Below are 25268 nucleotides of genomic sequence, written 5' to 3'. Positions count from 1 at the left end.
GATTCCTCCTACTACCTTTTGTTTTTTTCCTAAAGAAGGGAACGGATGACGGCAGGGTATAAAAGATGCTCTACTGCCTGGATTTTATTTGCCAGGTCATCCTTCGTGTCGCCCTCATCAATCCGAACACTGTCTTGATCAATGATTTTTCCGGTATCCATTCCCTCGTCCACGAAATGAACGGTTACGCCAGTGATTTTAACACCTGCTTCAAATGCTTGTCCGATTGCGTCCTTTCCAGGGAAAGAAGGAAGAAGAGATGGGTGGATATTCACAATTCTTCCTTCGAAACCTTGAAGCAACGTTGGACCGATTAACCTCATATAGCCTGCGAGAATAATCCACTCAACACCAGCATCATGTAACTGCTGAAGAATAAATGTTTCAAAGTCAGCTTTCGATTCATACGATTTAGGATAAAAGGAAAGGACAGGAATGCCAAAGCGTTCTGCCCTTTTTTCAACCTTAGCTCCAGGACGATCACAGACTACGAGGGCCACTTCTGCTTCAAGCTGTCCCTTTTCAATCGCTGCGGCAATCGCTTCAAAGTTCGAGCCGCTCCCAGATGCGAATACGGCTAGCTTCTTCACGACAAGTCACCGCCTCCGAATTCGATTCCTTCTCCCTTTACAACGCGTCCAATCATATAAGCACGCTCACCATCCTGCTCAAGTGCTTTGATGACATTAACCGCAACATCTTCTGGAACAGCAAGGACCATCCCTATACCCATATTAAATGTTGTAAACATTTCCTTACGAGCGAGACTTCCCTTCTTTTCGATCAAATCAAAAATAGGAGGAACCGGCCACGAACCATAATCAATTTGTGCAGCCAGTCCTTCAGGAAGCATACGCGGAATATTCTCTTCAAAACCTCCGCCTGTAATGTGTGCAATCCCATGAACAGTGTTAGATTGAAGAACATTTAGAACAGGTTTAACATAGATACGCGTCGGTGTCAGCAAAGCATTTCCAAGCGTCATACCAAGTTCGTCATATGACGTTTTCAAATCCATATCATTATCCTTGAGAAGCACTTTACGTACAAGGGAAAAGCCATTACTATGAATACCGTTTGATGCAAGGCCAATGAGAACATCGCCTTCTGTCACATTCTCTGTTGTAATCAACTGAGACTTCTCTACAGCGCCAACTGTAAACCCAGCAAGGTCATAATCATTCTCTTGGTACATGTCAGGCATTTCAGCTGTTTCACCACCAACAAGAGCACACCCTGCCTGTGAACAGCCTTCTGCAACGCCTTTCACAATTTGTTCGATCCGCTCTGGTGCAAGCTTACCTGTTGCAATGTAATCCAAAAAATAGAGCGGTTCTGCGCCTTGTGCGACAACATCATTTACGCACATCGCAACACAATCAATCCCAATTGTATCGTGCTGATCGAGTTGGATCGCAAGCATGAGTTTCGTGCCTACTCCGTCCGTCCCTGAAACGAGAACTGGCTTCTCATAATTGAGTTCTGACAGATCGAACATGCCACCAAAGCCACCAAGTCCTCCCATAACTCCCTTACGCATCGTTTTTTTCACATGCGGTTTGATCCGATCTACCGCTTCATAACCTGCTTCTATATTAACGCCTGCCTGCCTGTATGCTTGTGCCATAACGGCCTCCTTCAGTTAGACTTTTTCGTAAGGATGTACGGTATCAGGATAAATTTCAGTCGGATAATTTCCTGTAAAGCAGCCAAGGCATTGACCGCACGACGAGCCGTCTTCTTCTCTTCCAATCGCTGTAGTCATCCCATCCGTTGTCAGAAACGTCAGTGAATCGGCTCCAATTTCTTCACACATCTCATCTACACTCATCTTCGCCGCTATTAATTCACCCGAATTGGATGTATCAATGCCGTAGTAGCATGGGCTAATAATTGGTGGCGCACTGATTCGAACGTGAACTTCTTTTGCCCCCGCTTCTCGAAGCATCGTCACGATTCGTCTGCTAGTTGTACCACGTACAATCGAATCATCGACAATAACAACACGCTTACCTTCAACAACTCCTCGAACAGGCGAAAGCTTCATTTTCACACCACGTTCTCTCAACTCTTGAGAAGGTTGAATAAAGGTTCTGCCAACATAGCGGTTTTTAATTAATCCCATTTCATATGGAATACCAGATTCTTCCGCATAGCCAATTGCTGCTGAAATACTTGAGTCCGGCACTCCGGTTACAATATCTGCCTCAATCGGGGCTTCTTTAGCGAGTTGCTTACCAAGCTTTTTACGTGCTGTGTGAACGTTAATATTCTCAATGTTACTATCCGGTCTAGAGAAATAAATGTATTCCATTGAGCAAATCGCACGTGAGATTGAAGACGAGAACCTCTCTGATTCAAGTCCGTTCTCACTAATAATCAAAAGCTCACCAGGCTGTACGTCACGAATATATTGCGCACCGATTAAATCAAACGCACACGTTTCTGAAGCAACAACGTAAGCCCCTTCTAAAATACCAAGTGATAGTGGTCTTAAGCCATGTGGATCTAGCGCCACCATCATTTCTTTCTCTGTCATCATAATAAAGGCATAAGCACCCTTCACCATTGTAAGAGCATTCTTAACCTTTTCACGCTGACTCAAGTAGCCGCTTCGTTTAATAAGATGAGCCAATACCTCTGTGTCTGATGTCGTCTGAAAAATGCTTCCTTGTCCTTCAAGCTGATGCTTAAGAGCATTCGCATTTACAAGGTTTCCGTTATGCGCAAGCGCAAGGCCACCGTTCTGAGAGCGGAAAACAAGAGGTTGAACATTCTCATACCCGCCTCCACCAGCTGTCGAATATCTCACGTGACCAATCGCACCATTGCCTTCAAGCTGATCAAGATCACCAGGTCCGAACACATCATTCACTAATCCAAGTCCTTTATGATTATAGAGGCGATCACCGTCAGTTGTGACAATGCCCGCTCCCTCCTGACCACGATGCTGTAAACTATGCAGTCCGTAATACGTTAGCGAAGCAGCATCAGGGTGACCCCAGATACCAAATACGCCACATTCTTCATTTAAGCCTTTGATTTCACCAAACATGGAATAGCTCCTTTCCAGGCTGCTTCAAGCTCTTGAACCGGAGCATCGAAGATATGTGTTTCATCTTCGTGCATAATCGTTAATACGCCAGTACCGGTTACTTCACCGATCAACTTCGCTCCTGTACGCTGCTCAAATGCCTGCTGATGTTCCCCCTTGATGGTTACAAGAAAACGAGATTGTGTTTCACTGAAAAGATCTGTTGTCGTATCTCCGTCAATCCGTACATTAGCACCAAATTCTGTTCCAATGAGCGATTCCGCAAGTGCAACACTAAGGCCACCTTCTGCGAGGTCGTGAGCTGATTCAACAAGTCCGTCTTGAATCGCAGTTAGAAGTTGGTTTTGACGTTCTTTTTCAATTTCAAGATTAAGTGTAGGAGCTTGACCTGAGATCTTACCATCAAGATACTTTTGAAGCTCACTACCGCCAAAATCTTCTCCCGTTTCACCTAGCATATATATTAAGTTTCCTTCTTCTTTAAAGGCTTGTGTTGTCACATGATTTAGATCGTGGACAAGGCCAACCATTCCAACAACCGGTGTTGGATAAACAGCGATGCCGTTTGTTTCATTATAAAGTGAGACATTCCCACCAATAACTGGTGAGTTCAGCATACGACACGCTTCACTCATTCCGTCTGTCGCTTTCTCAATTTGCCAGAAGATCTCTGGCTTCTCAGGGTTACCGAAGTTTAAGCAATCTGTAATCGCTAGTGGCTCGCCACCCGAGCAGACAATGTTACGCGCTGCTTCTGCAACTGCAATTTGACCGCCTACTTCAGGATCAAGATATAAATAACGGGAATTACAGTCCGTTGTCATCGCTAACCCTTTGTTTGTTCCACGCACTCGAACAACAGCCGCATCTGACCCAGGTGACACAACTGTATTTGTTCGCACCATATAGTCGTACTGATCAAAAACCCATTCCTTACTTGAAATTGTCGGCTGACTTAACAAGGTATAGAGCATTTCCTTCGCGTCTTCCACATTTGGAATTGGCTTATGAAGCTGCTGATTTTCAATATAATATTCTGGGATACGAGATGGTTTGTGATAAACAGGTGCTTCCTCTGCTAATGCATCGACAGGAACGTCCGCAACGACTTCTCCTTTATGAAGGAGACGGAATCGCTTATCTTCCGTTACTACACCAACCTCTTTCGCTAAAAGACCCCAGCGATCTGTTATAGCTTTAATTTCATCTTCATGACCTTTTTTCACAACAACGAGCATACGCTCCTGAGATTCAGAAAGCATCATTTCGTATGGCGTCATTCCTTTTTCACGCTGTGGCACTTCATCAAGATTCATTTCAAGTCCCATGCCTGCCTTACTCGCCATTTCGGAAGCTGAAGACGTTAGTCCAGCTGCTCCCATATCTTGAATACCGACAAGTGACTCGCAGTAAACAAGTTCAAGGCATGCTTCAAGCAGAAGCTTTTCCATGAATGGGTCACCAACTTGAACGGCAGGACGCTTTTCGTCAGAAGCATCTGTCAATTCTTCAGATGCGAAGGTTGCGCCGTGGATCCCGTCACGTCCCGTGCTCGCGCCAACGTACATGACCGTGTTCCCAGCTCCTGATGCGATCCCTTTCTGAATGTTTTTATGATCAATTAAGCCAACACACATCGCATTTACAAGAGGATTTCCATCGTAAGAAGAATCAAACTGAACTTCCCCACCAACTGTTGGAATACCAATGCAATTTCCGTATCCTGCAATTCCGGCTACAACTTCCTCAAAAAGATACTTCACTTTTGGATTGCTCAGCTCTCCGAAACGAAGCGAGTTAAGAAGGGCAATAGGACGTGCCCCCATCGAAAAGACATCACGGATAATGCCGCCAACTCCTGTTGCAGCACCTTGATACGGCTCGATAGCTGACGGGTGGTTATGGCTTTCAATCTTAAATACCACCGCCTGTTCATCACCTATATCAACGATTCCGGCTCCTTCACCAGGACCTTGAAGAACACGCTCACCCGTAACAGGGAATTTTTTTAACACTGGCTTTGAATTCTTGTAGCTACAGTGCTCCGACCACATAACAGAAAATAGCCCCGTCTCCGTATAGTTCGGTGTACGGCCGAGAATCGCTTCCACCATACCGAACTCGTCATCTGTTAAACCCATCTGACTATAGAGCTTTTGGTCTTTAATCATCTCAGGTGTTGGTTCATGCATGTGTGACATGGGATTCCCTCCAGTTACGTAGTATCGATTTAAATAGATTTAATCCATCTGCACTTCCTAATAGCTCATCTACCGCTCGTTCGGGGTGAGGCATCATCCCGAGGACATTGCCCTTTTCGTTTACGATTCCAGCTATATCTTCAACCGAGCCGTTCGGATTATCGGCATAGGTAAACGCAATTCGATTTTCCTGCTGCAGTGTTGCAAGCGTTGCTTCATCGCAATAGTAGTTTCCTTCACCATGCGCAATTGGAATCGTGATTTCTTCTTCTTTCTCATAAGCTGAAGTAAACATTGTTTCATTGTTTTGAACGCGAAGAGTAACCGGTCGACACATAAACTTCAAGTTCTTGTTTCGTTTCATTGCTCCTGGTAACAGACCTGCTTCCAAGAGAATTTGGAATCCATTACAAACACCCAGAATTGGCTTCCCTGCTTCAGCTGCCTTCACGACCTCAGTCATAATCGGTGCAAAGCGTGCAATGGCACCACTTCGAAGGTAATCTCCGTAAGAGAAACCGCCTGGGAGAAGGATCGCATCATAGTTTGCTAGATTTTGCTCATCGTACCGGACATAAACCGCTTCTTCTCCAAGCTCATCTTTGATGGCGTGATACATATCCACATCGCAGTTAGAACCCGGGAACACAATCACCGCAAATTTCACTGTGCGACTCCCTCCTCGATTTCGTAGGTGTAGTCTTCAATAACCGTATTCGCAAGAAGCTTTTCGCAAATTTCTTTAATTCGCTGATCAAGGTTTTCCGTATCTTTCACTGTGAGTTCCATGTATTTCCCGATCCGTACGTCTTCCACTTCATGATACGAAAGACTGTGCAATGAATTCTTTACGGCACTTCCTTGTGGATCTAGAACACTTTCTTTTAACGTTACATAGACTTTTACTTTGTACATGATTCGGAGCCCCCCAGGCGAGTTAAAATTTGTTCGTACGCTTCTGTCAAATTTCCAATATCTCTTCGAAACACGTCTTTATCTAGTTTCTCATTCGTTTTACTATCCCATAAGCGGCAAGTATCTGGAGAGATTTCATCCGCCAACATAATCTTGCCTTCCGGTGTTACACCAAACTCTAATTTAAAATCAACGAGCTTCACGTCACGCTCAAGGAAGTATTCGCGTAATAGCGTATTGATCTTTAACGCGCGTTCTTTTAATTCTTGAACGGTTTCTTCTGTTGCAAGTTCAAGTTCTAACACATGATCAAGCGTAAGAAGAGGATCACCAAGGTCATCATTCTTGTAATAAAATTCAACGATCGGCTGTTTTAGTAACTTCCCTTCTTCCACACCCGTGCGTTTGGAAAAGCTCCCAGCTGCGATGTTTCGAACAACCACTTCGAGTGGAATGATCGAAACGCGTTTCACAAGCTGTTCAGTAGAAGAAAGCTTTTCAATAAAATGACTTTGGATTCCAGCACTTTTTAAATAATCAAAGAGCAGGCTTGTAATTTCATTGTTCAGGCGACCTTTGCCTGTAATTGTTGCTTTCTTCTCCCCGTTATAAGCGGTTGCTGAGTCTTTATACTCGACCCAGACAACCTCCGCTTCATCTGTTGCATAAATTCTCTTCGCTTTTCCTTCGTACAACAATGTTTGCTTTTCCATGGTGATCCCCTCCGATGCTTAATTAAAGTCCGAGACGTTCAAAAATCATATCCACCGGCTTTAGGTGGTAATTGTAGTCAAAGCAATCTTCAATTTCTGCTTCACTCAGCTGATCTGTAATCTTAGGGTCAGCTTCAACAAGCTCTCTAAATTGAATGCCTCTTTCCCAAGCATCCATTGCTTTTGGTTGAACAAGATCATAGGCAGCTTCACGTGCCATGCCTTTATCAATAAGAGAAAGAAGAACGCGCTGGCTGTAAATCAAGCCGTATGTTCTTGTCATGTTGCGCTTCATGTTCTCAGGGAAGACCGTTAGTTTCGAAACAATTCCTGCAAAACGATTCAGCATATAGTTGAGCGCAATCGTTGCATCCGGAAGAATAACGCGTTCTGCTGATGAGTGAGAAATATCACGTTCGTGCCAAAGAGCAACGTTCTCGTAAGCTGTCGTCATATAGCCACGAATCACACGCGCCATGCCAGTCATGTTTTCAGAACCAATCGGGTTACGCTTATGCGGCATTGCGGATGACCCTTTTTGTCCTTTTGCGAAAAACTCCTCTACTTCACGCGTTTCGCTCTTTTGTAGACCACGAATTTCAACAGCAAACTTTTCAATGGATGTTGCCACAAGTGCTAGAGCCGACATGTAATGAGCATGACGATCGCGCTGAAGCGTTTGGGTTGAAATCGGTGCTGGTTGTAAGCCAAGCTTTTCACAAACATACTGCTCGATAAATGGATCGATGTTGGCATATGTTCCAACTGCACCAGATAGTTTGCCGAAACGAACGTTATCTGAAGCTGTTTTGAATCGTTCAAGGTTACGCTTCATTTCTTCATACCATAGCGCCAATTTCAGACCAAATGTTGTTGGTTCTGCGTGAACACCGTGCGTTCTTCCCATCATGACAGTGTATTTATGTTCCTGCGCTTTAGCCTTTAGGACTTCAATGAACTTCTCAATGTCTTTAATCAGAAGGTCGTTCGCTTGATTCAACTGATAAGACAGTGCTGTATCAACGACATCCGTTGATGTTAAACCGTAGTGAACCCATTTCCGTTCTTCTCCAAGCGTTTCAGATACCGCTCTTGTGAATGCCACAACATCATGGCGCGTTTCCTCTTCAATTTCGTGAATGCGATCGACATTGAACCCGGCATTTTCACGGATCTTTTGTACATCTTCTTTTGGGATAATGCCAAGTTCTGCCCACGCTTCGCATGCTAGGATCTCGACTTCAAGCCACGCGTTATAGCGGTTTTCTTCTGTCCAAATAGCTCCCATCTCGGGGCGGGTATAACGTTCAATCATTGTAAGTCCTCCTGGTCTCTTGTCTTTACTGCCATAACTTCCATGAGTTCATTCGCTTAATTGCTTCTTCTGTTGAAGGTGCAAGAAAGTTAATGTGTCCCATCTTCCGATTAGGCTTTGCTTCGTCTTTCCCATATAAATGAAGCTTTGCATCACCGAGCTCTTCTATACTGTCCATTAGCGGTGTGATGTGCTGACCGAGCAAATTCCCCATGACAACCGGCTTTAGAAGTTCAGTGCTTCCAAGTGGTAGTCCACATATTGCTCGAATATGCTGTTCAAATTGCGAAGTCTCACATGCCTCCATCGTATAATGGCCAGAATTATGTGGTCGTGGTGCAAGCTCATTTACATAAATCTCATTATCTTTAAGAAACAGCTCAACTGCAAGTGTACCGACAAGCTGTAGGGTATTTGCAATCTTCTTTCCGACCTCATCCGCTTTCGTTATGACCGCTTCGTCTACTCGAGCTGGAACGATGGTTTGATGAAGAATGTTGTTCACATGAACGTTCTCACCTACAGGGAACGTCGTTGTTTCCCCAGTTACGCTGCGTGTCACAATCACTGACAATTCTTTTTGAAACGGTACCCAACTCTCCAGAATGCAAGGTACATTAGGAAAAGAGAGAGCTTCAACATCTTTTTCTGTTTTTAAAACCCACTGGCCTTTTCCATCGTAACCACCAGTACGTGTTTTAAGGACTGAAGGGAGACCGATCTTCTCGAGCGCACCCTTGAGATCTTGATGAGAATCGACTGCTTCAAAAGGTGCTACTTGAAGTCCCGACTTCTGAATCGCTGTCTTCTCAACATAGCGATCCTGCGTTACGCGAAGCAATTCTCCACCTTGAGGCATATACGCATTTTCTTCCAACCACTTTGCAGTATCGTGTGTAATATTTTCAAATTCATAAGTGATCACATCACTTAAATCAGCTAGCTTACGAGCGCCATCCAAATCATCATATCCACTAACCACTTCATGATCAGACACCTGGCCACAGGGAGAATCTTTTTTCGGTTCGAGAACGGCGATTTGATAGCCCATCTCTCTTGCCTTTAACGCCATCATTCTTCCTAATTGTCCACCGCCTAGAATCCCAATTGTGCTACCGGGTAAAATGGTTTTCCTCATAAGCTGTCACTACTTTCGAGTACTGTTTCTTTCATCAGATTTCGATAGTCGCTAAGCTTCTTCTCGATCGTTTCATCAGCTGTACTTAGTATTTGCGCAGCAAGTAGTCCTGCATTTTTCGCTCCCGCTTTTCCAATCGCAACTGTCGCAACAGGCACGCCACCTGGCATTTGCACGATTGATAGAAGCGAATCTAATCCATTTAACGTCCGCGATTGTACAGGTACGCCGATGACTGGCAGTGTCGTTTTAGCAGCGACCATCCCTGGTAAATGAGCGGCACCACCTGCTCCCGCAATAATGACGTTCAAACCGCGTTCTCTTGCTGATTCTGCATATTCAAACATCAATTCCGGCGTTCTATGAGCCGAAACAACTTTTTTCTCAAATGGCACTTGAAGCTCCTCTAGTATGTCACAGGCATGCTTCATCGTATCCCAATCCGAAGTGCTCCCCATGATGACGCCAACTTTTGTGTTCATGCTATTCCTCCTTAAATGAAGGTGCTAATTAATCGAAATAGTGTGAAAATAACAGAAAAGCCCGAGATAGAATTCTTCTATTTACTTAGAAGAAGCTTCTACCTCGGGCGAAAACACATCCATCCTGTTCTGCGCATATGCAAAACACGACTTTCCCCCTCATAGTCCGACGATTCATGGTCGTCAGGTAGAAACTTATGGGCCTTATTCCCAAGATTATATGAGGTATCCTTTTTGCTCCTCTTACATAGTAACAAGAGCGACGTTCAACTGTCAACGAAAATCGAACGATGCGTTTTATATTTAGTCTAATGTTCGGTTTTTACTTTAACTTTCCTTCAAAAACAATTTTCTGACCGCATAGCTCAGGTTCTTTAGAACCCTTACCTTCTTTAAAGACTGGTTCTTCCCGGCGTCTTACGGGCATGTATCCTTCATCGTCCATTCGTTTTAAGCAGTCAGAAAGTGATTCATTTTCTTTAACTTCAAACTTCTTTTTCTTCGCTTTCTTTTCCATACATTACCTCCGAATTTTTCTAACCCAGAATCCACCCTGGAAGGTACGGGGCTCATAAGAGATAACGAAGGCTTTAGGATCAAGTTCCTCAATAGCCTGATAAAGCTTACGCTCCGATTTACGCGATGTTAGAACTTGCATGACAAGACGTTCTCCCTGACGCCCGTGCGCAAGATAATGTGTAACACCGTAACCGACATCTCTTAATTTATTGGGAATATCATCTTCTAGCTTTGTTGTGATGGCATTCACTGTAATATAACCAAGCGCAAGGTATTCTTCAATCTTCATCCCAACGATAATTCCTACACCAAAACCAAGGGCGTATGCAATAACGTTTTGAATTTGCCCTAGATTATCGAGGACGAGACCAAGCCCTACAACATATATCGCAATCTCAATTGTTCCTGTAACAGCTGCAAGGTATCGCTGACCTTTAAGTGTAAGTATCGTACGCATCGTGAGAAACGATACATAAAAGATATTAATAACAAAAATGGTCAAAACCATGCCAAGACCTGTATCCAGCATGTCCATCCTCCTTTTCCCTTATCGTTCAAACTCGAACTTTCCCTAGCATAACACGAGGAAACCTGAAACCGCATGCGATATTTATCGAATTAGACTAATAATTTTCGACTATTTTTTCCAAACTTCCCCTATATCTTTCCCATTCACTTCTCAAAAGGGTTTAAACCAGCAGTACGTTCTTTTAACATTCCACTTCTCGGTGCATATACTGGCAAAAAGCCCAGGAGGTGACCTCATGGGAGACCATTGGGGACAGATGTATGACTGGCGCAATAAAATGAATAAATTTATGGGAGATGATTTTTGGACGGATTTTCAGGATATGTTCGTATCAAATGGACCTCTTGTTAATCTCTATGAAGCTGGAAACGAACTCATCTGCACAGTTTATCTTCCTGGCATTAAGAAAATTGATGATGTTGACGTGTATATCCATTATCGGACACTTAAGGTAAAAGGCCAAACAGCGATGAACCTTAAAGGTTATCGTAATGTTCAGGAAGAATATAAGCACGGTCCCTTCGAACGCATCGTTGAGTTACCATTCCCCGTTCGTGAAAAACCGATTGATGCGAGTTACAGTAGGGGCATACTCTTAATTCATCTTCACCGACTTATTGAATCGAAGGAAGAGAAAAAACGATTAAAGATTAAAGACGTAGAATCAGATGAAACCTAAAAACAGAGACGATCGATAAGCGATATCGATCGTCTCTGTTTATTATGAATCACTTTATAAGAAGCTAAATAATCCATCAGTTATACCAATACGATAAATATAATAGAATCCAAACCCGACTGAGAGAATCCCAGTCACTTGAGTTAATCGATGGTTGAGCTTTAACTGCTTCCTCGTTGCGACGAACGGAAGTCCAAGAATGGTTGTAAACCCGAGCATACCAACACATGTCCCTACACCAAACACTAGTATATAGATAGCTCCTTGAAACATCGTTTCAACCGTACTCATCGTTAACAAAATCATCGCGGCACTTCCAGCTAATCCATGGATAAACCCGATCACTCCAGACTGTACGTATGTATGGTTTCCTTTCAATCCTGTACTTTCCGTTTTTGTACGTAAGGCTTTTATCCCTAGAAATACGAGCATAAATCCAACAATCATCTCAAGCAACATCGCCCATGTATCTGTTATCGTCGTATTGAAGAGAAATAGAAGGATTCCTACTAGGAAAAGCGTGGTGGTATGTCCAATCCCCCAATACACTCCAGCTAATGAAGATTTCCACAAACTACGCGTTTTACTCGCAATGGTCGATACGGCTATTACATGATCTGGTTCAATAGCATGTTTGATTCCAAGTAGAAATCCAATAACTAAAATTGATAATAAACTAGCGTCCATTTTTTCCTCCTGTATACACTACTTCCGCCAGGATATCGCACTCCTCTTGTAAATGGTGTTATGAATAAACGTTTCGATAGCAGCAAAAACCGTCTCAATATGTGCCGTTCGCTTCGCAAGAATTCGGAAACAGCACCCCGGAACCTGCAACAACGATATTCCGAAATGAGTATCACCGAACGAAGCAAGGTACTCTCTTAACTTCTCTATCCACTCTCCTGTTACGTTCGGATGAATAAAGTACAATGAACCGATATGGGTGTTCCCCTCTAACTGAAGCAACCTCTTCATATCTTCTTCAGGCTTCAACCGTAAATGATCATATACTTTGAGATTCTTATTCTGATAGATTTTCACCTTAGAGGTTACACACTCATAAGGAAAGAGGACGCCATCCTTTGACCATCCCGGCGTTACAATGTCTGTCAAAAAGAAAACAGCACTTTCATCCATGTGTACTTCTGTTTCCTGCGTAAAGCGAGCATCTCGATAAGCAATGAGCGGATCCAGCTTCATATGTAATTCACTATGCTCTTCTAATTTATAGAACGCTTTTTGTATAACTTGCTTATTTGGTGTTTTGTAAACCTTAGTGGAAGCCTGCGTTGTAACAGCTAACCGAGCCTTCTCCTTCACAAGAATTTCCGTATAATACGTGTCACCGTCTACATATCCTCCACCTACATGAATCATTTGCAACAGAGGAAGTCCTTCCTCATTGTAAGTAGGGCGTGAAATCTTAAAAACACCGTTATAGTAAGCATCCGAAAGCACGGATTTCCCATATCGATCAGATGCTTCTAACTTGAGATAACCTGTATAGGTCACTGCTCAAGTCCTACAAAAAAGGCCTGCTCCTTAATCCACTGTACAACATCACTAACGCCAGTTTCATCCTTTAAGTTAGTAAAGAAAAATGGACGATCTCCTCTTGATTTCAACGTATCCTCTCGCATGATATCAAGATTGGCGCCAACATAAGGAGCAAGATCCGTTTTATTAATAATAAACAAATCCGACTTAATCATCCCCTGACCGCCTTTACGGGGGATTTTCTCTCCCTGCGCCACATCTATAATATAAATCGAAAAATCAACAAGCTCAGGACTGAAAGTTGCAGCTAGATTATCGCCACCACTTTCAACAAAAATGAGATCAAGATCTTCATGACGTTCATTCAATTCATCAATAGCAGCAAAGTTCATCGATGCATCTTCTCGAATCGCCGTATGCGGACATCCTCCTGTTTCTACGCCGATGATGCGGTCCGAAGACAAAATCCCGTTCTTATTCAAAAACATCGCATCTTCTTTCGTATAAATATCATTCGTGATGACAGCCATACTAAATTCGTTATTCATCGCTCTTGTTAAGCGATCCACTAATAGTGTTTTGCCAGCGCCAACTGGTCCGCCAATTCCTATTCGTATGGGCTCACTCATTTTTCAATCATCCTTTCTTCATTAACTCATAAATAGACGAACATTGATCGCCTCATGCTTCATTTGTGCAATTTCAAGGCCAGGAGCGCCTATCCCAAAGTCACTGTCTTCAAGAGACATGATCTGCTTCACACAATCTGTTAAAAGTGGCTGAATTGAAACAAGAATTTGCTGTCCTTCTGTTTGACCAAGCGGGACGCCTCGAACGGCGTTTTGAACGAGTGACGAAGCAGTTGCAAATCCGTAGCATGAAACCGCACTTTCAACATCAATACCAAGGTGATAACATACAATCGCAAATACTAGTGCCCCATGGCCGTACACCTTTTTCTCCTTCATTGCATCCATATACTGATTAAATATCGCGTTCGGATAAAGGGTGGAAACTACCTTAACTAAGCGATTACCAATTCTTCTATTCCCTTCTCGGGTCTCCCTAGCCATCCCCAACGCATACAATGATTGATCCAGCTCCCATAGACGATCCGTGTCATCCACTTCTAAGGCTTCATACGCTAATCGACAGGCAAGTCCATCCGTATAAACTAGCTGATTCATTAGAAAAAGCTCAAGAACATGTTGAAATGAAGAAGAGTCATGAATTGTGCCATTTGCAATATATGTTTCTATTCCAAACGAATGCGAAAAGGCCCCTGAGGGAAACTGCGAATCACTTAGTTGAAGGATCGGAAAGAGCGCATTAGTCATGCCCAATGTATTTAAAAGCTTCTTTCATTTTTCGTTTTTCAATCACATGAGAAATATTTAGTTCTGTTAACAACTGAATAACTAGATAATCATGCTGCACAATCATCTCATCTCCTTCAAATTGTGCTGGCAAATGGCGATTGCCTAGCATATGAGCGACTTCTCCCATTTGTTTCAAAGAATTAGGATAAATGACGATCACTTCATCTTCCATCACACTGACAATAATCATATTGTCATCCGCACGATACAGAATATCACCATCGACTAAATCATTCGGCTTAGAAAGTTTAATCCCAAGCTCTTTTCCGTGATCGGTCTTCACTCGCTGAATTCGTTTCACAAGTTCATCACTTCGAAGATAAACTCTTTCTACATGCGGTAGCGTATCCTTTTCGTCACGAATGTTTCCTTTTATCTCACTAATGATCATCTGTTTACCACCTCAAAATAAAAAGTATCTTTGTGCAAGCGGTACGCTCGTTGCCGGTTCGCACGTAACTAGCTCACCATCCACCACGACTTCATACGTTTGTGGATCCACCTGAATATCAGGAGTCTCACCGTTGTACTTCATGTCTTTCTTTTTTAGCTTACGAATATTCTGAACAGGACGAATCATTTTCTGCAGCGAAAGCTGGTTATGAACACCTTTTTCAATAGCCGATTGTGATAAAAAGGTAATCGAGGTTCTAAATTTCGCTTTCCCGTATCGGCCAAACATCGGCCTATAGAGAGCTGGTTGAGGAGTAGGAATTGATGCATTCGGATCCCCCATTACACTCCAAGCAATCATCCCACCTTTAACGATCTGTTCGGGCTTTACTCCGAAAAAACCAGGTTTCCATAGAACAAAGTCCGCTAGTTTCCCTACTTCTATGGACCCCACCTCGTCTGATATACCATGGGCAATGGCCGGATTTATCGTGTATTTCGAAATATAACGTTTCACCCGCTCATTATCGTTTTCTGAACCCTTTGGTAATGCCCCACGTTGCTTTTTCATTTTATCCGCCGTTTGCCACGTTCTTGAAATCACTTCTCCAACTCGTCCCATTGCCTGTGAATCTGAACTAATAATGCTGAAGACACCCATATCATGCAAAATATCTTCTGCAGCAATGGTTTCTTTTCGAATCCTTGAGTCAGCGAATGCCACATCCTCCGGTACGGAAGAATCAAGATGATGGCAAACCATCAACATATCAAGATGCTCCGCAATTGTATTTGTTGTAAATGGTCTAGTAGGATTCGTCGAGGATGGAAGGATATGCTCATAAGAAGCGGCTTTAATAATATCCGGTGCATGTCCCCCACCTGCGCCTTCTGTATGGTATGTATGAATGACGCGCCCATCAATCGCGTTCAACGTATCTTCTACAAAACCGCCCTCATTTAATGTATCGGTATGAATCGCGACCTGAACATCATATTCATCCGCCACGGTTAATGCCGTGTCAATGGAAGCTGCCGTCGTTCCCCAGTCCTCATGAAGCTTCAAGCCTATCGCACCCGCTTCTATTTGTTCGCGTAAAGCTTCTTCACCTGAAGCATTTCCTTTGCCCAAAAACCCAAGATTAACAGGGAAAGCTTCTGCTGACTCAAGCATACGGTGAATGTTCCATTCCCCTGGAGTACAAGTTGTTGCATTTGTCCCAGTCGCTGGACCCGTTCCACCTCCAAGCATCGTCGTAATTCCAGACTCGATCGCGGTTTCGATTAATTGCGGACATATAAAATGTATATGAGAATCAATTCCACCTGCTGTTACAATCATTCCTTCTGCGGCAATAACCTCTGTAGAAGCACCAATCACAATATCAACACTGTCCATCAAATAAGGGTTACCTGCCTTTCCAATCGAAGCAATACGACCATCCTTCACACCAATATCCGCTTTATAGATCCCCGTGTAATCAATGATCAATGCATTCGTTACAACAAGGTCTACAGATTCGCCTCTCGTAGCAAGTGGATGTTGACCCATTCCATCGCGAATCACCTTGCCTCCACCAAATTTCACTTCATCACCATAAGAGGTTTCATCTCGTTCTACTTCAACAAACAATTCTGTATCTGCTAACCGAACTTGATCCCCAACCGTCGGACCAAACATATCAGAATACGCTTTTCTTGAAAGTTCAAAACTCATTGTTCTACCTCTCTATCTAACGAACCGTTTGTTTTATTATTAAGTCCAAACACCTTTCGCTCACCTGAAAACGCGACTAGCGTGACTTCTTTAGAATCCCCAGGTTCAAAGCGGACAGCAGTACCTGCAGCAATATTTAAATGCATCCCAAAAGCAAGGTCACGTTCAAACTTTAAAGCATCATTTACCTCATAGAAATGAAAATGAGATCCAATTTGCACTGGCCGATCACCAATATTGGTTACTTCAATTTCGATTGATTCTTTCCCAACATTACATGTAACAGAAGAAGATCTTAACTTATATTCACCTGGAATCAATGCTCAGAACCCCTTTCATATAATTGGATCGTGAACGGTTACTAATTTTGTTCCATCTTGAAAAGTAGCTTCTACCTGAATATCTGTGACCATTTCTGGAATACCTTCCATTACATCTTCTCTTGCTAAAATCGTTCTTCCATACTGCATCAATTCTGCGACGCTCTTCCCATCTCTCGCCCCTTCAAGTACTTCATATGTAATAATCGCAATAGCTTCCGGATAATTCAGCTTTAACCCTCGCCCCTGTCTTCTTCTCGCCAAATCTGCCGCCACAACGACCATCAATTTTTCTTGTTCTCTCGCCATTAGCTTCAAAGAAATTTCTCCTCCCGCACATAGAAACCGAAAATTAAGATAATTCATATTATACATAAAATAGTAAGTTAAAAAATAAGTTTAGATTATTTTTATATTGAAGCCTTATTTTAAGTTAAGCATTCTCTTCTACCTAAAACCCTTAACATATAAGGTTTTGGTAACGTATACAATTTTTATGTTCTATATGAATCCATTTAAAAATAATATGTTAGATTAACTGACAATCAGCAAGATCAACAAAAAAAGAAGAAGCAATTCGCTTCTCCCATCATCCTACTTATGAAATATTACTCGCTAAATTTTCAAGTGTTAATTTAGTTTTATGGAGATGCAGGACTTTTAATACGGGGATGGTGAATGAATCAGGTGAATAACTTAGAAATGAATGGTAATTCCGCGATATTTTATATAATTCCGCGAAAATCAGATTTATTCCGCGCTTTTCCATGATAATTCCGCGAATTTGAGATTAATTCCGCGAACGTAAAAACCATACAAAAAAAGCGAGAAACCCTCAGGTCTCTCGCCTTTCATCTTGTGCCCAGCGACGTCCTACTCTTGCAGGAGGAGATCCTCCAACTACCATCGGCGCTCGAGCTTAACTTCCGTGTTCTCATACGGGGCGCGATAAGCGGCGAACTTCTTCGTCAGCTGCGCGATGCCAGATCCTCATGGATCTCTCGAATATCCACTCCGGTCTGACATCGCTTGCTTCCTCGAATTTCTTGCTTCTCCCACCCCTACGTAGCTTTCGAAGAAGTTTTGATTGTCTCACATGAAGCTTTTTTCTCTTGCGAGTTTTCTTCACTTTATAGATACAAAAAAAACGAGAAACCCTCAGGTCTCTCGCCTTTCATCTTGTGCCCAGCGACGTCCTACTCTTGCAGGAGGAGATCCCCCAACTACCATCGGCGCTGAAGAGCTTAACTTCCGTGTTCGGCATGGGAACGGGTGTGACCTCTTCGCCATCATCACTAGACTAACAGGATGTTAGCCGTTCGGTGTTCACCACAGGACGAGGTGGCACTTAATCGAACTTCCTTATTTCAGGTGTTCCCTGAAAACTAGATAGCACGCACAACTTTCCAATATTTTAGGTTAAGCCCTCGATCGATTAGTATTCGTCAGCTCCACGTGTTGCCACGCTTCCACCCCGAACCTATCTACCTCATCATCTCTAAGGGATCTTACCAGCTTCATGCTGTGGGAAATCTCATCTCGAGGGGGGCTTCATGCTTAGATGCTTTCAGCACTTATCCCTTCCACACGTAGCTACCCAGCTATGCTCCTGGCGGAACAACTGGTACACCAGCGGTGTGTCCATCCCGGTCCTCTCGTACTAAGGACAGCTCCTCTCAAATTTCCTGCGCCCGCGACGGATAGGGACCGAACTGTCTCACGACGTTCTGAACCCAGCTCGCGTACCGCTTTAATGGGCGAACAGCCCAACCCTTGGGACCTACTTCAGCCCCAGGATGCGATGAGCCGACATCGAGGTGCCAAACCTCCCCGTCGATGTGGACTCTTGGGGGAGATAAGCCTGTTATCCCCAGGGTAGCTTTTATCCGTTGAGCGATGGCCCTTCCATGCGGAACCACCGGATCACTAAGCCCGACTTTCGTCCCTGCTCGACTTGTAGGTCTCGCAGTCAAGCTCCCTTGTGCCTTTACACTCTGCGAATGATTTCCAACCATTCTGAGGGAACCTTTGGGCGCCTCCGTTACACTTTAGGAGGCGACCGCCCCAGTCAAACTGCCCACCTGACACTGTCTCCGCACCGGATCACGGTGCTGGGTTAGAATGTCAGTACAGCCAGGGTAGTATCCCACCGACGCCTCCATCGAACCTGGCGGTCCGACTTCTATGGCTCCTACCTATCCTGTACAAGCTGTACCAAAATCCAATATCAGGCTACAGTAAAGCTCCATGGGGTCTTTCCGTCCTGTCGCGGGTAACCTGCATCTTCACAGGTACTATAATTTCACCGGGTCTCTCGTTGAGACAGTATCCAAGTCGTTGCACCTTTCGTGCGGGTCGGAACTTACCCGACAAGGAATTTCGCTACCTTAGGACCGTTATAGTTACGGCCGCCGTTTACTGGGGCTTCGATTCAGAGCTTCTCCCGTAAGGGATAACCCCTCCTCTTAACCTTCCAGCACCGGGCAGGTGTCAGCCCCTATACTTCGCCTTACGGCTTTGCAGAGACCTGTGTTTTTGCTAAACAGTCGCTTGGATCTTTTCACTGCGGCTCCCCTGGGCTATAAACCCGAGGAAGCACCCCTTCTCCCGAAGTTACGGGGTCATTTTGCCGAGTTCCTTAACGAGAGTTCTCCCGATCGTCTTAGGATTCTCTCCTCGCCTACCTGTGTCGGTTTGCGGTACGGGCACCTTTTTCCTCACTAGAGGCTTTTCTTGGCAGCGTAGAATCAAGGACTTCGGTACTAAATTTCCCTCGCCATCACGACTCAGCCTTCATGGTGAACGGATTTGCCTATTCACCAGCCTAATCGCTTGGACGCGCATTTCCAGCAGCGCGCTCTCCCTATCTTTCTGCGTCCCCCCGTCGTTCAAACGGAAAGGAGGTGGTACAGGAATATCAACCTGTTATCCATCGCCTACGCCTTTCGGCCTCGGCTTAGGTCCCGACTAACCCTGAGCGGACGAGCCTTCCTCAGGAAACCTTGGGCTTTCGACGGACAAGATTCTCACTTGTCTTTCGCTACTCATACCGGCATTCTCACTTCTAAGCGCTCCACCAGTCCTTTCGGTCTGACTTCACAGCCCTTAGAACGCTCTCCTACCATTGTCGTAAGACAATCCACAGCTTCGGTGATACGTTTAGCCCCGGTACATTTTCGGCGCAGCGTCACTCGACCAGTGAGCTATTACGCACTCTTTAAATGATGGCTGCTTCTAAGCCAACATCCTGGTTGTCTAAGCAACGCCACATCCTTTTCCACTTAACGTATACTTTGGGACCTTAGCTGGTGGTCTGGGCTGTTTCCCTCTCGACTACGGATCTTATCACTCGCAGTCTGACTCCCGCGGATAAATCGTTGGCATTCGGAGTTTGACTGGATTCGGTAATCCGGTAAGGACCCCTAGTCCAATCAGTGCTCTACCTCCAAGATTCTTGCCGCGAGGCTAGCCCTAAAGCTATTTCGGAGAGAACCAGCTATCTCCAGGTTCGATTGGCATTTCACCGCTACCCACACCTCATCCCCGCATTTTTCAACATGCGTGGGTTCGGGCCTCCATTCAGTGTTACCTGAACTTCACCCTGGACATGGGTAGATCACCTGGTTTCGGGTCTACGACCACGTACTATTTCGCCCTATTCAGACTCGCTTTCGCTGCGGCTCCGCCTTCTCAGCTTAACCTTGCACGGGATCGTAACTCGCCGGTTCATTCTACAAAAGGCACGCTGTCACCCATTAACGGGCTCCAACTAGTTGTAGGCACACGGTTTCAGGTTCTTTTTCACTCCCCTTCCGGGGTGCTTTTCACCTTTCCCTCACGGTACTGGTTCACTATCGGTCACTAGAGAGTATTTAGCCTTGGGAGATGGTCCTCCCGGATTCCGACGGGGTTTCACGTGTCCCGCCGTACTCAGGATCCGTCTCGGAGGGCATCGGATTTTGACTACAGGATTGTTACCTTCTCTGATGGACCTTTCCAGGTCGCTTCGTCTATCCGTGCCTTTGTAACTCCAAAGAGACGTCCTACAACCCCAGAGGGCAAGCCCTCTGGTTTGGGCTGATTCCGTTTCGCTCGCCGCTACTCAGGAAATCGCGTTTGCTTTCTCTTCCTCCGGGTAATGAGATGTTTCAGTTCCCCGGGTCTGCCTTCCATTCCCTATGTATTCAGAAATGGATACCATCCTATTAAAGATGGTGGGTTCCCCCATTCGGAAATCTCCGGATCAAAGCGTACTTACAGCTCCCCGAAGCATATCGGTGTTCGTCCCGTCCTTCTTAGGCTTCTAGTGCCAAGGCATCCACCGTGCGCCCTTAGTAGCTTAACCTTCGATTTGTTAGGCATTGCTGCCATAACGCATCAGTTATTACTAAGTTATTGCATAAAAATAATTATTGGATGTCGTTGTTTGTGCTATCTAGTTTTCAAGGAACAAGTCTACTATTTGATTAGTATTAATCATTAGTAGATGTGTTGGTGGAGCCTAGCGGGATCGAACCGCTGACCTCCTGCGTGCAAGGCAGGCGCTCTCCCAGCTGAGCTAAGGCCCCAGGATCTTTTATGGTGGGCCTGAGTGGACTCGAACCACCGACCTCACGCTTATCAGGCGTGCGCTCTAACCAGCTGAGCTACAGGCCCACAAAAGAAAAGTAAATACCCCGACATAGCCATTAGCCGGAGGTGTTTCTTAAAAGAGACTTGCTCTTCTTCAAAACTTACCTTTTCAGTTGAAAGAAGTAAATCATTCTTTCAAAACTAAACGAAACGCTCATGTAAGGTTGGTAACGTAAGTTACCTTCGTAATTCTCCATAGAAAGGAGGTGATCCAGCCGCACCTTCCGATACGGCTACCTTGTTACGACTTCACCCCAATCATTTGTCCCACCTTCGGCGGCTGGCTCCATAAAGGTTACCCCACCGACTTCGGGTGTTACAAACTCTCGTGGTGTGACGGGCGGTGTGTACAAGGCCCGGGAACGTATTCACCGCGGCATGCTGATCCACGATTACTAGCAATTCCGGCTTCATGCAGGCGAGTTGCAGCCTGCAATCCGAACTGAGAACGGCTTTATGGGATTCGCTTCACCTCGCGGTGTTGCTGCCCTTTGTACCGTCCATTGTAGCACGTGTGTAGCCCAGGTCATAAGGGGCATGATGATTTGACGTCATCCCCACCTTCCTCCGGTTTGTCACCGGCAGTCACCTTAGAGTGCCCAACTAAATGCTGGCAACTAAGATCAAGGGTTGCGCTCGTTGCGGGACTTAACCCAACATCTCACGACACGAGCTGACGACAACCATGCACCACCTGTCACTCTGTCCCCCGAAGGGGAACGTCCTGTCTCCAGGATTGTCAGAGGATGTCAAGACCTGGTAAGGTTCTTCGCGTTGCTTCGAATTAAACCACATGCTCCACTGCTTGTGCGGGCCCCCGTCAATTCCTTTGAGTTTCAACCTTGCGGTCGTACTCCCCAGGCGGAGTGCTTAATGTGTTAACTTCAGCACTGAGGGTGGAACCCCCCAACACCTAGCACTCATCGTTTACGGCGTGGACTACCAGGGTATCTAATCCTGTTTGCTCCCCACGCTTTCGCGCCTCAGCGTCAGTTACAGACCAGAGAGCCGCCTTCGCCACTGGTGTTCCTCCACATATCTACGCATTTCACCGCTACACGTGGAATTCCACTCTCCTCTTCTGCACTCAAGTCCTCCAGTTTCCAATGACCCTCCACGGTTGAGCCGCGGGCTTTCACATCAGACTTAAAAGACCGCCTGCGCGCGCTTTACGCCCAATAATTCCGGACAACGCTTGCCACCTACGTATTACCGCGGCTGCTGGCACGTAGTTAGCCGTGGCTTTCTGGTTAGGTACCGTCAAGGTACCGCCCTATTCGAACGGTACTTGTTCTTCCCTAACAACAGAGCTTTACGACCCGAAGGCCTTCGTCACTCACGCGGCGTTGCTCCGTCAGACTTTCGTCCATTGCGGAAGATTCCCTACTGCTGCCTCCCGTAGGAGTCTGGGCCGTGTCTCAGTCCCAGTGTGGCCGATCACCCTCTCAGGTCGGCTACGCATCGTCGCCTTGGTAAGCCATTACCTTACCAACTAGCTAATGCGCCGCGGGCCCATCCTGCAGTGTTAGCTCGAAAGCCAACTTTCAACATTGCACCATGCGGTGCGATGTATTACCCGGTATTAGCTCCGGTTTCCCGGAGTTATCCCAGTCTGCAGGGTAGGTTGCCCACGTGTTACTCACCCGTCCGCCGCTAAGATCAGGGAGCAAGCTCCCATCTCTTCGCTCGACTTGCATGTATTAGGCACGCCGCCAGCGTTCGTCCTGAGCCAGGATCAAACTCTCCGATAGAAAGCTTAATCTAGCTTTAAAACAATGTTTTGTTTCCGTAGAAACAACTACTTACATGGCGTTTCGTTCAGTTTTCAAAGATCGATTTGTTTCTTTCGTTGTCGTTTTCAGCGACCCAACTAATATACCATGTTGTTTCGTTTGATGTCAACAACTAATTTGAAATGTTTTATTTAGTGTTACCTGCTTGTTTTAGCGGCAACGTTATTTATAATACATGAAGTGCGAAATGATGTCAATCACTTTTTTTCATGCGTTTGTTGTTGTTTTCTTAACAACGTTCTCTACTTTATCAGTAAAGAATGATATGGTCAATAGTATTTTTCAAATTAATTAAATCAATATGACATAGCTTGCTTAGAGAGACACATTATTATTAGTAGATATTCAAGTCTAATTGACGCCCTTTAATGAAGCTTCTTTTTAACGGAGATTATGAAGAACTATGTTTAAGGTTAAACAAACGTTTAATTAACCTTTTAGCCAATAAAATGAATTTCCTCGTCTCACTCTACTTTAGCAACAGAAAAGTACTATCTCACTTCAATTACGAAATTTGTTCTCACCTTAATAATGGAACAAACCGAAGAGTATCGCTACATAACAAAAAGCAGCCGATTTCTCGACTGCTCCAAAACGAACTATGCTAAAAACACGAAATATGCGATAAATACAAAGAACAAACCATACATGATTGGATGAATATTCTTCCCCTCACCTTTTACGACCATAGTGATCGGGTACATTACAAATCCTAACGCAATCCCTGTTGCAATACTGTATGTTAATGGCATTGCAACAATTGTTAAGAATGCTGGAACCGCAATCTCAAATCGTTTCCACTCAATGTTACCGAGTACGCTCACCATCAGGACACCGACTATAATCAAGACTGGTGCTGTAACTGAAGGTGTGACCACTGCTAGTAACGGAGAGAAGAATAGTGCTAACAAGAAAAATCCTGCTGTTACAACAGATGTAAAACCAGTTCGACCACCTGCCGCTACTCCTGATGAAGATTCAATGTAGGCTGTAGTTGTTGACGTACCAAGTACAGCCCCAAGAACAGTTGCAGATGAATCAGCAAACAATGCTTTCCCTGCTCTTGGAAGTTTGTTGTCTTTCATTATGCCTGCCTGCGTCGCAACAGCTATTAAAGTACCCGCTGTGTCGAAGAAATCGACGAATAAGAACGTGAGAACCACGACAAGCATGTCAATTGTAAACAAATCACCAAGGTGACCCAAAGCAACGCCGAAAGTTGGTTCAAGAGTTGGTACGCTACCCACAATCCCGCTTGGAATCGGCACCTGGTTAAAGATCATACCTACGATGGCTGTAATCACCATTCCGTAGAAAATACCGCCCGTTACGTTACGAACCATTAAGATAACAGTAATAATTAATCCGAAGACTGCAAGTAACGTCGGACCGGCGAGAAGATTACCTAGTTGAACAAGTGTAGAATCATTGTTTTGAACAATTCCTGCGCTTTGAAGACCGATAAATGCTATAAAAAGTCCAATCCCGCTCGCTGCCGCGTATTTTAATTCCATCGGAATCGCGTTGATGATCATTTCTCTAACTTTAAAAATGGTAATAATAATAAAGATAATTCCTGAAACAAGTACCCCTGCAAGTGCTGTTTCCCACGGTACGCCCATAACGGTGACAACAGAATAGGTGAAGAACGCATTCAATCCCATTCCTGGCGCCAGAGCGATTGGATATCCCGCTAGAACACCCATAATTAAAGTACCGAGCGCAGCAGCAAGTGCTGTGGCAGTAAAGACAGCTCCTTGATCCATTCCTGCATCGGCCAAAACAGCCGGATTCACAAATAGAATGTAAGCCATTGATAAGAACGTCGTTAATCCAGCAATAGTTTCTTTTCTATATGTTGTATTATGCTCATGAAAACGAAAAAAACGATCCATTTCTTTAAGTCCCCCTTATTCCCCTTCATCCATCTTTCTAACGGTTAGTAACCATTCTTTATTCTTGATTCATTTAGGTTAACTATTCATAAA

22 protein-coding genes, 2 tRNA genes, 3 rRNA genes and 1 riboswitch are annotated in these 25268 nt (G+C 44.6%); of the genes, 1 reads left to right on the top strand and 26 read right to left on the bottom strand.

Annotated features, from left to right (window positions below; genetic code table 11):
* Positions 1 to 29 precede the first annotated feature (29 nt).
* The 12 genes from purN to AC0VYH_RS01645 all read right to left on the bottom strand — a co-directional run bounded on the left by purN (position 30) and on the right by AC0VYH_RS01645 (position 10867).
* The gene (gene purN, locus AC0VYH_RS01700; protein ID WP_430242457.1) at positions 30 to 590 is read right to left on the bottom strand and encodes a phosphoribosylglycinamide formyltransferase; all 561 of its coding nucleotides are present in this window, start codon (positions 588 to 590) and stop codon (positions 30 to 32) included.
* Positions 587 to 1627, bottom strand: coding sequence for a phosphoribosylformylglycinamidine cyclo-ligase (purM, locus tag AC0VYH_RS01695; protein WP_430242455.1), 1041 nt, complete (start codon positions 1625 to 1627; stop codon positions 587 to 589). The genes purN and purM overlap by 4 nt, the downstream gene beginning before the upstream one ends.
* Before the next feature lie 15 nt (positions 1628 to 1642).
* Complete coding sequence (gene purF, locus AC0VYH_RS01690) at positions 1643 to 3055, bottom strand: amidophosphoribosyltransferase (RefSeq protein WP_430242453.1); 1413 nt, start codon at positions 3053 to 3055, stop codon at positions 1643 to 1645.
* Positions 3031 to 5256: a phosphoribosylformylglycinamidine synthase subunit PurL gene (gene purL, locus AC0VYH_RS01685; protein WP_475373212.1), complete on the bottom strand. Its 2226-nt coding sequence runs from the start codon at positions 5254 to 5256 to the stop codon at positions 3031 to 3033. Before purL ends, purF begins: the two co-directional genes overlap by 25 nt.
* Entirely contained in the window at positions 5240 to 5923 is a 684-nt protein-coding gene (purQ, locus tag AC0VYH_RS01680) for a phosphoribosylformylglycinamidine synthase subunit PurQ (RefSeq protein WP_475373211.1), read from the bottom strand. The genes purL and purQ overlap by 17 nt, the downstream gene beginning before the upstream one ends.
* Complete coding sequence (gene purS / locus AC0VYH_RS01675) at positions 5920 to 6171, bottom strand: phosphoribosylformylglycinamidine synthase subunit PurS (protein WP_098446125.1); 252 nt, start codon at positions 6169 to 6171, stop codon at positions 5920 to 5922. The genes purQ and purS overlap by 4 nt, the downstream gene beginning before the upstream one ends.
* Positions 6159 to 6884 carry a phosphoribosylaminoimidazolesuccinocarboxamide synthase gene (gene purC / locus AC0VYH_RS01670; RefSeq protein WP_194222439.1) on the bottom strand — a complete coding sequence of 242 codons (726 nt, stop codon included), beginning with the start codon at positions 6882 to 6884 and terminating at the stop codon, positions 6159 to 6161. The genes purS and purC overlap by 13 nt, the downstream gene beginning before the upstream one ends.
* Before the next feature lie 22 nt (positions 6885 to 6906).
* Positions 6907 to 8199 carry an adenylosuccinate lyase gene (purB, locus tag AC0VYH_RS01665; protein WP_194222440.1) on the bottom strand — a complete coding sequence of 431 codons (1293 nt, stop codon included), beginning with the start codon at positions 8197 to 8199 and terminating at the stop codon, positions 6907 to 6909.
* 25 nt (positions 8200 to 8224) lie between these two features.
* Entirely contained in the window at positions 8225 to 9337 is a 1113-nt protein-coding gene (gene purK / locus AC0VYH_RS01660) for a 5-(carboxyamino)imidazole ribonucleotide synthase (protein WP_430242448.1), read from the bottom strand.
* Positions 9334 to 9819 (bottom strand): 5-(carboxyamino)imidazole ribonucleotide mutase, encoded by a 486-nt coding sequence (purE, locus tag AC0VYH_RS01655; protein WP_430242446.1) that lies wholly within the window; start codon positions 9817 to 9819, stop codon positions 9334 to 9336. Before purE ends, purK begins: the two co-directional genes overlap by 4 nt.
* A 142-nt stretch (positions 9820 to 9961) precedes the next feature.
* Positions 9962 to 10063: riboswitch (purine riboswitch) on the bottom strand.
* A 78-nt stretch (positions 10064 to 10141) separates the two neighbouring features.
* Positions 10142 to 10336, bottom strand: coding sequence for an NETI motif-containing protein (locus AC0VYH_RS01650; protein WP_303533645.1), 195 nt, complete (start codon positions 10334 to 10336; stop codon positions 10142 to 10144).
* Between the two features lie 3 nt (positions 10337 to 10339).
* A complete protein-coding gene (locus tag AC0VYH_RS01645; protein WP_194222444.1) occupies positions 10340 to 10867 on the bottom strand; it encodes a DUF2179 domain-containing protein in 528 nt (175 codons plus the stop codon).
* A 235-nt stretch (positions 10868 to 11102) separates the two neighbouring features.
* Here AC0VYH_RS01645 and AC0VYH_RS01640 point away from each other — a divergent pair, with 235 nt between their 5' ends.
* Positions 11103 to 11546 (top strand): Hsp20/alpha crystallin family protein, encoded by a 444-nt coding sequence (locus AC0VYH_RS01640; RefSeq protein ID WP_194222445.1) that lies wholly within the window; start codon positions 11103 to 11105, stop codon positions 11544 to 11546.
* A 54-nt stretch (positions 11547 to 11600) separates the two neighbouring features.
* Here the strand turns inward: AC0VYH_RS01640 and AC0VYH_RS01635 are convergent, their stop codons facing one another.
* The 14 genes from AC0VYH_RS01635 to AC0VYH_RS01570 all read right to left on the bottom strand — a co-directional run bounded on the left by AC0VYH_RS01635 (position 11601) and on the right by AC0VYH_RS01570 (position 25175).
* On the bottom strand, positions 11601 to 12233 hold the full coding sequence (locus AC0VYH_RS01635; RefSeq protein ID WP_475366378.1) for a HoxN/HupN/NixA family nickel/cobalt transporter: 633 nt from the start codon (positions 12231 to 12233) through the stop codon (positions 11601 to 11603).
* 18 nt (positions 12234 to 12251) lie between these two features.
* Positions 12252 to 13061: an urease accessory protein UreD gene (locus tag AC0VYH_RS01630; RefSeq protein ID WP_430242444.1), complete on the bottom strand. Its 810-nt coding sequence runs from the start codon at positions 13059 to 13061 to the stop codon at positions 12252 to 12254.
* Positions 13058 to 13675 (bottom strand): urease accessory protein UreG, encoded by a 618-nt coding sequence (gene ureG / locus AC0VYH_RS01625; protein WP_475373210.1) that lies wholly within the window; start codon positions 13673 to 13675, stop codon positions 13058 to 13060. Before ureG ends, AC0VYH_RS01630 begins: the two co-directional genes overlap by 4 nt.
* A gap of 21 nt (positions 13676 to 13696) precedes the next feature.
* Positions 13697 to 14383 (bottom strand): urease accessory protein UreF, encoded by a 687-nt coding sequence (locus AC0VYH_RS01620; protein ID WP_475373772.1) that lies wholly within the window; start codon positions 14381 to 14383, stop codon positions 13697 to 13699.
* Positions 14376 to 14816, bottom strand: a complete 441-nt coding sequence (locus AC0VYH_RS01615; protein ID WP_475373209.1) for an urease accessory protein UreE — start codon at positions 14814 to 14816, stop codon at positions 14376 to 14378. The genes AC0VYH_RS01620 and AC0VYH_RS01615 overlap by 8 nt, the downstream gene beginning before the upstream one ends.
* Positions 14817 to 14828: 12 nt before the next feature.
* On the bottom strand, positions 14829 to 16535 hold the full coding sequence (gene ureC / locus AC0VYH_RS01610; RefSeq protein ID WP_475373208.1) for an urease subunit alpha: 1707 nt from the start codon (positions 16533 to 16535) through the stop codon (positions 14829 to 14831).
* Positions 16532 to 16855, bottom strand: coding sequence for an urease subunit beta (locus AC0VYH_RS01605; protein ID WP_404684092.1), 324 nt, complete (start codon positions 16853 to 16855; stop codon positions 16532 to 16534). The genes ureC and AC0VYH_RS01605 overlap by 4 nt, the downstream gene beginning before the upstream one ends.
* A gap of 15 nt (positions 16856 to 16870) precedes the next feature.
* Positions 16871 to 17173 carry an urease subunit gamma gene (locus AC0VYH_RS01600; RefSeq protein WP_475373207.1) on the bottom strand — a complete coding sequence of 101 codons (303 nt, stop codon included), beginning with the start codon at positions 17171 to 17173 and terminating at the stop codon, positions 16871 to 16873.
* Between the two features lie 865 nt (positions 17174 to 18038).
* Positions 18039 to 18155: ribosomal RNA gene (gene rrf, locus AC0VYH_RS01595) — 5S ribosomal RNA — on the bottom strand.
* Positions 18156 to 18270: 115 nt separating this feature from the next.
* Positions 18271 to 21200, bottom strand: a 23S ribosomal RNA gene (locus AC0VYH_RS01590).
* A gap of 147 nt (positions 21201 to 21347) precedes the next feature.
* Positions 21348 to 21423: transfer RNA gene (locus tag AC0VYH_RS01585), tRNA-Ala, on the bottom strand.
* A gap of 11 nt (positions 21424 to 21434) precedes the next feature.
* A tRNA-Ile gene (locus tag AC0VYH_RS01580) sits at positions 21435 to 21511 on the bottom strand.
* A 175-nt stretch (positions 21512 to 21686) separates the two neighbouring features.
* Positions 21687 to 23238, bottom strand: a 16S ribosomal RNA gene (locus tag AC0VYH_RS01575).
* The 16S, 23S and 5S rRNA genes sit together here with 2 tRNA genes alongside, the layout of an rRNA operon.
* Before the next feature lie 641 nt (positions 23239 to 23879).
* Positions 23880 to 25175, bottom strand: coding sequence for an NCS2 family permease (locus AC0VYH_RS01570; RefSeq protein WP_475373206.1), 1296 nt, complete (start codon positions 25173 to 25175; stop codon positions 23880 to 23882).
* Positions 25176 to 25268: the final 93 nt, after the last annotated feature.

Source organism: Anaerobacillus sp. QJM3NY_32 (assembly GCF_056173645.1).
This window is presented reverse-complemented; position numbering and strand designations above follow the sequence as displayed.